This is a genomic window from Coprococcus sp. HCN-4056, assembly GCF_037892645.1.
In the GTDB taxonomy this organism is placed as follows: domain Bacteria; phylum Bacillota; class Clostridia; order Lachnospirales; family Lachnospiraceae; genus Coprococcus; species Coprococcus ammoniilyticus.
Genome location: NZ_JBBKBL010000003.1, coordinates 314,304 through 325,098 on the forward strand (window position 1 = coordinate 314,304; position 10,795 = coordinate 325,098).

At 42.7% G+C, this 10,795-nt stretch carries 8 protein-coding genes; 3 read left to right on the plus strand and 5 right to left on the minus strand.

The annotated features are described in order from the left end of the window. Nucleotides 1-76: 76 nt before the first annotated feature. The 5 genes from pheT to WKT03_RS06535 form a co-directional block, all read right to left on the minus strand. Nucleotides 77-2,506 carry a phenylalanine--tRNA ligase subunit beta gene (pheT, locus tag WKT03_RS06515; protein WP_021944717.1) on the minus strand — a complete coding sequence of 810 codons (2,430 nt, stop codon included), beginning with the start codon at nt 2,504-2,506 and terminating at the stop codon, nt 77-79. Between the two features lie 24 nt (nt 2,507-2,530). Then, on the minus strand, nt 2,531-3,550 hold the full coding sequence (gene pheS, locus WKT03_RS06520) for a phenylalanine--tRNA ligase subunit alpha (RefSeq protein WP_021944718.1): 1,020 nt from the start codon (nt 3,548-3,550) through the stop codon (nt 2,531-2,533). 430 nt (nt 3,551-3,980) lie between these two features. Beyond that, the gene (locus WKT03_RS06525; protein WP_243863397.1) at nt 3,981-4,532 is read right to left on the minus strand and encodes a prepilin-type N-terminal cleavage/methylation domain-containing protein; all 552 of its coding nucleotides are present in this window, start codon (nt 4,530-4,532) and stop codon (nt 3,981-3,983) included. A gap of 98 nt (nt 4,533-4,630) precedes the next feature. After that, nucleotides 4,631-5,548 carry a YihY/virulence factor BrkB family protein gene (locus WKT03_RS06530; protein WP_117785156.1) on the minus strand — a complete coding sequence of 306 codons (918 nt, stop codon included), beginning with the start codon at nt 5,546-5,548 and terminating at the stop codon, nt 4,631-4,633. Then, nucleotides 5,538-7,094, minus strand: coding sequence for a SpoIID/LytB domain-containing protein (locus WKT03_RS06535; RefSeq protein WP_340391268.1), 1,557 nt, complete (start codon nt 7,092-7,094; stop codon nt 5,538-5,540). The genes WKT03_RS06530 and WKT03_RS06535 overlap by 11 nt, the downstream gene beginning before the upstream one ends. A gap of 460 nt (nt 7,095-7,554) precedes the next feature. On the opposite strand from WKT03_RS06535, the gene WKT03_RS06540 reads away from it, so the two are divergent. From WKT03_RS06540 to WKT03_RS06550, 3 genes are read left to right on the plus strand one after another with little or no spacing between them, the layout of a single operon-like run. After that, nucleotides 7,555-8,160 carry a hypothetical protein gene (locus WKT03_RS06540; RefSeq protein ID WP_340391270.1) on the plus strand — a complete coding sequence of 202 codons (606 nt, stop codon included), beginning with the start codon at nt 7,555-7,557 and terminating at the stop codon, nt 8,158-8,160. Between the two features lie 39 nt (nt 8,161-8,199). Then, a complete protein-coding gene (locus WKT03_RS06545) occupies nt 8,200-9,147 on the plus strand; it encodes a phosphatidylglycerol lysyltransferase domain-containing protein (protein WP_173788932.1) in 948 nt (315 codons plus the stop codon). 46 nt (nt 9,148-9,193) lie between these two features. Continuing rightward, nucleotides 9,194-10,429, plus strand: a complete 1,236-nt coding sequence (locus WKT03_RS06550) for a 6-phosphofructokinase (RefSeq protein WP_340391273.1) — start codon at nt 9,194-9,196, stop codon at nt 10,427-10,429. The last annotated feature ends 366 nt before the right edge of the window (nt 10,430-10,795 follow it).

A 10,795-nucleotide genomic window follows, 5' to 3' on the forward strand; every position in this document is an offset into this window, starting at 1 on the left:
GATATACCAAACCGGAGAATACCTGTATAACAAATATTCTCCGGTTCATAATACCAGAATTATTCCAACCTGTAAATTAAGCTCTGAGTTCGATACCCAGCTTTCCTAATTCTTTTACGAGCTTCTCAATGATCTTATCGACTTCACCGGCCTCTAAGGTTCTGTCTTTTGCACGGAAAGTCATCGTGTAAGCAACAGACTTCTTACCGGCTGCGATCTGCTCGCCTTCATATACATCAAAGAGCTTATAGCTTTCAAGCAGCTTGCCGCCACACTTCTTGATCAGTTCTTCTACCTGACCGACAAAGATGCTCTTGTCCATAACCATACTTAAGTCTCTGGTACTTCCAGGGAACTTTGCGATGCCTTCATACTTGATATCGAAGGATGACAGCGCTACGACATTTGGCATATCGAGAACTGCTACATATACCTCACCCTTTAAGTTATAGTTATCGCATGCTTCCGGATGAAGCTGACCGAGGTAACCAACAACGGTATCGTCCTTTACGATATTTGCCTGACGGCCCGGATGTAAGAATGGATGCTCTGTTGTAGGAACATAGGTACAGATATTCTTCATACCAAGGTTATCAAATAACTCCTCGATCACACCCTTTAAGTTGAAGAAATCACCCTCGCCGTACATACCGATCGTGAGCTTCATACGTTCTTCCGGAAGCTCTGTCAGTGGGAGTTGCTTTGGGAGATATACATTTCCGAATTCATACAGACGTGCAACCTTATTCTTACGATTGAAGTTTGTTGCAAGAGAAGTCAGCATACCGTTTAAGGATACCGTTCTCATGATACTAAAATCCTCACCCAGCGGATTTGCGATCGTAATCGCCTTTCTGTAAATGGAATCAGCAGGAAGCAGTAATTTGTCAAATACCTTCGGGCTTTCAAATGAATAGCACATACCACCAGAGAATCCGTTTCCTTCCAAAATGTTTCTTGCAATGTCATAGATTCTATGGCTGTATGGCTTCTTACCTACGGTAGCTTCACCCTTTGGAAGTGACATCGGAATCTTATCATATCCATAGAAACGGGCAACTTCTTCTGCCAGATCTGCCATGCAGTTTAAATCCTGACGGAAGGTTGGAACAGTAAGTGTCTTCGCTGCTTCATCATATGTTAATTCCAGCTTACCAAATATATCAAGCATGGTCTTTTCATCAATATCGGTACCAAGAAGCTTGTTGATCTTTTCAGGCTCAAACGGAAGCACCTTAGGCTGTACAGGATCCGGATATACATCAACCATACCGCCAACAACTTCACCTGCACCCATTTCTTCGATCAGCTGGCATGCACGGTTGATTGCTTCTTCTGCAAGATTTGGATCAAGTCCCTTTGTAAACTTGAATGCAGCATCTGTTGCAAGTCCGAGTCTTCTGGATGACAGACGGATATTGGTTCCATCGAAACAGGCTGCTTCAAATAATAAGGTCTGGATATCATCCGTTACCATGGAGTTCTCACCACCCATGATACCTGCGATACCAACTTCTTTTTCTCCGTCACAGATCATCAGAACATCCTTATCCAGCTTTCTTTCCTGACCATCAAGCGTCACAAATGTATCGCCATCCTTTGCGCGTCTGACAACGATCTTATTTCCTGCAATTGTGGACAGATCATACGCATGCATTGGTTGTCCATATTCTTCCATTACATAGTTTGTGATATCAACCAGATTGTTGATCGAACGGATTCCCTGTGAAGCAAGTCTCTCTCTCATCCATTTTGGTGATGGACCGATCTTTAAATTCTTTACAACTCTTGCGCAGTAACGCTTACACAGATCTGTGTCCTGAACTTCTACAGATACATAGTTATTTACATCTTCATCATTTCCTGTTTTCTTGATCACCGGTGGGTAGAATGGCTTGTCAAATGTAACAGCAGCCTCTCTTGCCATACCGATCATGGAAAAGCAATCTACACGATTTGATGTAATCTCATATTCTACAACAACATCATCCAGTCCCAGTGCCTTTACCGCATCATCACCCGGCTTTACATCTGCTTCCGCAGGGAATACATAGACACCGTTTTCCGGTGCTTCCGGATACAGCTCTCTGGATGATCCAAGCTCCTCAATCGCACACATCATACCATAAGATGGCACGCCACGAAGTTTTCCCTTCTTGATCTTGATTCCATCAGCAGGAAGCTCTCCGCCATCGTGTCCGCCTGCTACTTTACCGCCGTCAAGTACGGTAGGAACCAGATCTCCTTCTTTTACATTTGGTGCTCCGGTTACGATCTGAAGCAGCTCATCTGCTCCGATATCGACCTGACATACAACCAGCTTGTCAGCATCCGGGTGCTTTTCTATCTTAACGATCTTACCAACTACGATCTTTTCAAGATTCTTGTCTTTCTTCTCAAAACCTTCTACATGTGAACCGGAAAGTGTCATTGCATCGACAAATTCCTGTGCCTCTACGTCAAGATCAGGCACATATACTTTTATCCATGAAAGTGGTGTATTCATTTTTCTATCTCCTTTTCCTGTTTTTTAGAACTGCTGTAAGAAACGTACATCGTTTTCGTAAAGAAGACGCATATCGTCGATTTCGTATTTTAACAGTGCTACACGCTCCAGACCGATACCAAATGCAAATCCTGAATATTCCTCCGGATCAATGCCACAGTCATGAAGTACCTTCGGATGAACCATACCACAGCCAAGAATCTCGATCCAGCCGCTGCCCTTACATACACGACAGCCCTTGCCGCCACATTTGAAACAGGTTACATCCATCTCTGCTGATGGCTCTGTGAATGGGAAATGATGTGGACGGAACTTAACCTTTGTGTTCTCACCAAAGAATTCCTTTGCCCACTGCTGTAAAGTTCCCTTTAAGTCAGCCATCGTAATGTTCTTATCAATAACCAGACCTTCTACCTGATGGAAGGATGGTGAATGTGTTGCATCTACTTCATCAGCTCTGAATACTCGTCCCGGTGAAAGAATACGGATCGGAAGGTGACCCTTCTCCATGATTCTTGCCTGTACCGGAGATGTCTGTGTACGGAGCAGGATATCCTTTGTAATATAGAAGGTATCCTGTTCATCCTTTGCAGGATGATTTGCAGGGATATTTAATAATTCGAAATTATATTTATCATATTCAACTTCAGGTCCTTCTACGATCTCATAGCCCATACCGATGAAGACACGTTCCAGATCTTCAAGAGCGATCTGATTCGGATGTCTGTGTCCATCGATCTTCTTGATTCCCGGAAGGGTAACGTCGATCGTTTCGCGCTTCATCTTCTCTGCACGAAGTGACTGATTGATCTTCTTTGATTTTTCCTCTAAGGCTGTCTCAATCGCCTGTCTTGCTTCATTTACCATCTGTCCAACCTTTGGTCGATCTTCAGGTGCTACATCTTTCATACCCTTTAATACCTGGGTCAGTTCACCTTTCTTTCCGAGTACAGATACTTTTACATCATTTAAGGATGTCAGTACATCTGCTTCATTGATCTTGGCAAGTGCTGCTGCTTTGATTGCCTCTAATCTGTCTTTCATCTTTCATTCTCCTTATTTATATTTTCTCAATATTTGTGAATAAACATGCGGAATACTCCTGCTTGGGATACACCCTCCTGCCTCCCGGCCCGATGATGTACACAAAAAAAGCCCCAGTCCACAAAGGGACGGAGCAACCGCGATACCACCCTGATTCTGACATCCGGTCTTCCCGGCGCTGTCAGCACTCATTCTATGTTATAACGGTCATAACCCGTTATCTCCTACGCTTCCGTTTAAAGAATTCTCAGAGATAAAACTCGGATGTGAAATTAAATGAAATATGGTGCTCGATCAGGCTTCCAGCCGATGACCCGATCTCTCTGTCAGACATATCCCATCTTTTGCATCTTCAACGTCTTCTCTTCCATCCACATCATAGGCAGGATGGTTAAAACTATACTTAAATATAGCACATTTTTAATATGTGTCAATAACTTTCTGCAATCACCCATTCGCCTTTCGATGCAGAATAAACGATCTTCGCTTTTAATTCTCCACGATTATCGGAAAGCAGGATCTGTGAACTTACTCCTGTTGCCGGATCAGATGCAACTACCTTGCCATTTTCGGATAATGCGATCTGAAGTGGTGTATCTCCATTCATATATAAGGTGACACTTCCCATTCCCATCGAACGGAACATCTCGGAAAAATACTTTGCCTTATCGGCGGCACTGGCCATATCTGCATATCCGGAACCATTTGCACAGATCAGTGTACCATTACCGGAACCATCCTCTGTAGAACCTTTATAGGTCACGGCACGGATCGCATAGCCATCTTCTTCCGCATCCACAACCATATTTACAACGGATTTCTCAATCTCTGATGCCGTATCAAGATATACCTGCAGTCTGGATTTTTTTACATATTTGATAAGTGCCGGTGCGAGTACACCTGCAAGAATTGCCATGATCGCGATCACAATGATCAGCTCTACAAGTGAAAAACCTGAATTCTTCCATGTTCTTCTTTTCATATTAAACTTTCCTCCATTTATTGAACGATTTCCCCTCGTCTCATATACGCTTAGTATATTTCTCTCCTGTCGTTTTTTCAACTATTTTTTATAAAATTTTAATCTTTTTTTGTTCTTTTTTTATGAAGGTCTGTGTGGATTTTCCGGAATACAGCCCAGATCTCATCACGGAAAAACAGATTTAACTCTGCTCCCAAAAGCAGGATATACATACAGATATACAGCCAGAGCATTGCGATGACCATGCCTCCAAGATTGCCATACATATAAGTATTGATTCCAAAATAAGTAAGATAGGATGAAAATGCCGCTGATAACAATACCCAGCAGACAGTTGTGAATACCGCCCCCGGTATTGCTGTCTTCAAACGCAGATGATTATCCGGTAGACGACAATAGATCAGTAAAATAACTGCAAATACCAGCACCGGCGCAGTTAACAGTCTGGAATAAAAGAAGATCTTCTCGGAATAATCCACCCAGTTTGTCTTTGCAAGAATATCTTCCATGATCGTATTGCCAAGAACATATACTCCGACCAGTGCAATCAGCATCACGCAGAATATCAGCGTATATAATGCATTTGTCAGTCTTCGTAATATATAATTCTTGGTATCCTTCGTCCGATCCATAAAATTGAGTCCTCGTTCGATCGCCATCGTTCCTTTTGCCGCCGACCAGACTGCTACGACTGCTGACACGATCATCGTCGTTCCAACCTGCGTACTGTAGATTTCATCGACCATAAAGCTGAGTGTCTCTGCCATCTTCCCCGGTATCATCTCCGCTACCAGTTCTATAAACTCCGCCTGTGTTACCGGAAGAAAACGAATGCCGATCAGGAGCATCATTGCAAATGGAAAAAAAGAAAGCAACAGAAAGAAAGCCGCCTGTGCCGCAAACGCAGACAACTGATTATCCTTGTTGATCCTCATTGCTCCCTGAACCATCCGTACAACTGTAAGATTCTGGATCCATTCGATTTTTTCTTTCACCCGGTTTACTTTATTCTTCATTTGTTTTATTTCCCGTTTCTCTCAATTTCTCAAGTTCTGTTCCATTATAATAATGAGACAGGATCTCCTCATATCCATATCCTGCTTCTGCCAGATCATTTGCCCCGTTCTGGCTCATGCCGACTCCGTGACCAAAGCCGCCACCATGCAATTGATAATTTCCCTCTTTATCCTGCGTAATATAAAAATACGCACTTGGCAGCAAATCAAAACCTGATGTTTCACTTCCATCCTGTTTTCGGATCACAACATCCGGCGAACAGAGAAGTTCACGTATCTCCATCTGTCCTTCAATCGTAACAGAACTCTGTTTCCCGTATAATACCATATTCCGGGCAATTCCGCTATTTCCTCTTTTCGTGATCCGGACTTTCTCAATCTCTCCGGTCTGATCTGTGATATCTGCACCCGCAAGTGTCTGTATCTGATCTGCCGTCAGCGTAACCTGCCAGCGGTAAAATGGTTCTTCTTTCTCAATACTGTTCACATAGACCGTCTGATCGATAAATGCACGGAATACCTCTTCCGTTGACAATCTGCCATCCCCTATCTGAAAATATCCATGATCGAGCATAACAGTTGCATCTCCTAACCGTTTCCGATCCGCCTCTGTATAAATCTCCAACTGATCATTCAGATAATCTAACTTCTCTCCACCCCAGACGTCATCATTCCGGCATGTCGTTCCACTGGAGGTTGAAAAGAAATATGCATTTACCACATCCCCGTCATTGGTCAGGATCTGTCCCTCGGTTTCCTGTACTGCATGAATCGTTTCCTCTGTTTCAAATACATTGTTATATACCTGACTGGCAGTTGTGTCATCCAGATCCGCCCCATATTCTTCAAATGCACCATCCTGGATCCTTCTAACTGCATAGCTTCTTGCACATACCGCCTGTGCCTTCAGCGCCTCTTTCTCATATGAGGAAGGCATCTCACTGGAAACAACCGCATACAGATATTCCTCAAACGCCAGTTCGTTTACAATACAGTATTTATTTCCCTGCTTTTTTATCTGCAGCTTTCCCCGATAGGACGGTGCTCCTTCTGATTTATGAAAGCTCTCTATTGTCAGTTTTCCATATTGCTCCGGAATGATCGTTAAGGAAACCGGATCTGCGTCCCCGGTAAGCTCTACCAGATCAATCTCCGTTCCTTTCTTATAGCTTGTTTCTGTTTGCCCGCAGATAACACGAATGTCCGAATCACTGCTCACCCGGACTTCTGACTGCCAGTAGCTTCCGTCATCGGACAACAGAACGCGGATCGTATCTGGCATGTTCTGCTCCGACAAAACAGGAAGCTCCGCTGTATGATCGGTCTGCATGGCTTCCCGTGCCTGTTTATCTGCCTGACTGTCCGACTCTTTTACAACACCGGCACCTGCTGAATCCCGAAGATTTGATAATATGGAAATATCGGTCTGCTTATATTCATCCGGTATTTCTTCTTTTTCTTTTATAGCATATTTTCCTGCATAAATGATCAAAACGACCAACAGGATCATCACACAAAAGGTTAAAAATTTTAAAAAATTTTTCATAAAATTCCAGTTCCTGTGACATAATTTATTTATACATGTGCTCTGCTGCACATGTATATCGAAAGAAAAAGCAGCATCATAGATGCTGCTCTCTTTATCATTTGTTGAAAACTGAAATGCGTTCCTGCATTTTGAGTCCTAGCCAATGCTAGGTGGGCAACCGCAACTGAATCTCTGCCTTCCACGTTTGAAGAGGCCTGACATCGCAAACAGCAATATAGGAATCCCTTTTATTCAAATGTAGGTTCAAAATCGCAAGAAGCTTAGTACATCTCAGCTTTAACGTAATTATACTATAGGCATACTACTCATGCAAGACCTAAAATTTGGTTATTACCTTCATTTTTTCAAATAGAAGAATTGAAAAGGAATGGCACTCTGTAGTATAATGTGTTGTAGGTATGATTTTTTTTATTGCATTTTATGCAGATCCAATCAATAATATGGCAGGTAATGAACTATGATCAAATCGATTCTGACAGTTGTTTTTGGCATATTACTTCTTCTTGCATTTATCGCTCTGATTGTCTGGTCTGTCCAGGTATCAAAGGAAAAAATGGCAAACAAACGAAGCCGCCGGACAACTGCTGTGAAAAAGAAATATGAAGAGGCACTGGAAGGTGACACAGAGGCCGATATGGGTTACTGGTATAACAAAGAGGATATGGAAGATGGCGATGCGATCACCCGTCTCCGCTGCGAACATCATTTCAACAAACTGGAAGAATGTATCAATGATCTGGTTGTGGAAATGTATGACTGCGGTCTGGTGCGAACCGAAGAGCTCTATATGATCGCATACGGAATTGAAGCCCTGACACCGGACTCTCCTGTATTCCATATAACAGGCGTATCCTCGGATGATGACGATGCTCCAGTCACCTCGCTTCCTCCGGTATCGACAGATGCACAGCGCAAGATCTATGAACGCTGGACCAGCTATGTAAATGCATTGCTGCAGCTTGTTGAGATCAGGACTTCAGAGGGCAATAAAAAAGCGATCATTGACGGCCTTATGACCTACGGTCGTAAGAATCTGTTAACCCTGCTCTATAGTCCTGAATAAAAATATAGTAGAAGAATTAAGAATTAGAAAGACATATACATGGAACTTATAAAACCAACTTTATCGCAACTTGACATTTTAACTCCGTATCTGAGAGGTACCAGTATCAGAGACTGTGGTTTCTGTCCTGGAAATGCCATCTTATGGGCAGAGGAATACCATGTATCCTATACAATCCTCTCTGGTATGCTTGTATTTATATCAGAAGAAGGCGGAAAACCTTCTTCTTTTACGTTTCCGCTCGGCAAAGGCAAAGATTTTGTGAAAGATCTTCAGGATCCTGTCTATCTTCAGAATGCAAAAGCCGTATTTGAAGAAATCTGTGCCTGGTTTCAGTCAAAGGGCGTAACCCCCAGTGTCCACTGTGCGACACTGGAAATGTATGAAATCATCTCCGGCTGGTACGGCAAAAACTTCTCTTATACTCTGGATCCAGGTGATTTTGACTATATCTACACGGTAGAAAAGCTGACCGGTCTGCGTGGAAAGAAGCTGCATGGCAAACGGAATCATATCAACAGCTTTCTGCGTAATTACCCGGATTATGAATACTATACAATCACAGATGAGCACATCGATGCCTGTCTTGCAGTCGCCAGATACTGGGTGGAAAAACACGATGTCCTGCAGCCGGATCTTGCAGAAGAACATGCTTATGAATATAATATCATCCGGAAAGCTCTTGCAAACAGGAAAAAACTTCAGATGACCGGAGGAATCATCTACGTCAATCACATCCCGTCTGCATTTACCTTAGGGGAACCGCTGACCGCAGATACCTTTGACGTACATTTTGAGAAAGCAGATGACGGTATTGACGGCATCTATCCTATGATCAATCAGTCATTTGTCACGCATGAGCTTCAGGCTTATACCTATGTAAACCGCGAAGAGGATCTCGGACTTCCCGGACTTCGTAAGTCTAAGATGTCCTACGTTCCGGATATCCTCTATAAAAAAGGAATCATTCAGTTAGCTGAAATCTGACAGCACTACTGAGTAATTGATAGAACAAAAGAATGGAGAGACAAAAATGAAAAAAGAAAATTGTATCGTAGCTCAATCCGGCGGTCCTACCGCTGCAATCAACGCTTCTTTAGCCGGTGTGATCGATGGAGTTCGAAAATCCGGTAGTTTTACAAGAATCTATGGTTCTTTGCATGGTATTACCGGCGTTCTGGAAAATAATATGATGGATATGTCACTGATGGCACTCTCCCATTTTCCTATGTTGAATACACTGGAGCTTACACCAGCCATGTATCTTGGCTCCTGTCGTTACAAGCTCCCGGATTATACCGAGGATCCCGCTCCATATAAGCAGATATTTGAACGTTTTGAAGAATATGGAATCAGTGCATTCTTCTATATCGGTGGAAATGACTCCATGGATACAGTTTTAAAGCTCAGCAACTATGCCAAATCCATCCAGTCAGATGTTAAGATCATTGGAGTACCAAAGACGATCGACAACGATCTGTTTGCAACCGACCATACACCAGGCTTTGGCTCTGCTGCCAAATATGTGGCTTCCACCGTATTAGAGATTGCACATGATGCTTATATCTATAAGATTCCGGCAGTTATCATCATCGAAATTATGGGTCGGGATGCCGGCTGGCTGACTGCATCTTCCGCTCTGGCCAGAACAACCTACAGTCAGGCTCCGGATCTGATCTATCTTCCGGAAGTTGCATTTTCAAAAGAACAGTTCTTAGCCGATGTTAAAGATAAACTTACAAAACAGAAAACGGTTATTGTTGCTGTTTCGGAGGGTATTCACGATGCTGACGGCAACTACATCAGCTCAGATTCCGCTGTTGCAGACAAATTCGGTCATGCACAGTTAAGCGGTGCCGGCAAGGCTCTGGAATATCTGGTTCGTGATGAAATCGGTGTTAAAGTACGTTCCATCGAGCTGAATGTATTACAGCGTTGTGCCGGTCATATTGCATCCAGAACCGATATTACAGAATCTTTTTCTCTTGGCCAGGCAGCAGTCAAATATGCTGCTGAAGGCAAGACCAGTATCATGGCTGCGATCGAACGAATCTCAAACGATCCGTATCAGTGGGTGATCAAATCCGCCGATGTTGCTGATATTGCAAACGAAGCAAAATCCGTTCCGGTTGAATGGATCAATGAAGCAGGAAATGATGTCACAGACGAAATGATCGACTATCTTCGTCCTCTGATCATCGGTGAGGTTTCATTACAGTATAAAGATGGACTTCCTGTATATCTTCCGGTCGATCACTTATTACATTAATTGCCTGTATATCAAAAATACAATCAAAAATCCATGCGCCCGGTGAATTCATCAAGATAAACAATGCGCATGGATTTTTTTGTATAAAACGCACAACGTATGAAAATATGTCAAAAAAAACTTACTTTTAATTTGCAAATCGTTGTTTTTATGGTCATAATTTGTTCATAATTTATCGTTATTATATAGACAGTTCTTAATTCATAATTTTTTTCTTTGTTGTTGAAGATATTAGATAAGCCCTTTCCTTTTGAGAAGGGCTTATTTAATTTATACGGACTACGCATGTTTTCTATAGCTCTGCCCTTTCTTTCACGAATATTTATTTCGCCTCAAGGATCTCATGCACAATATGCCCAACAGATT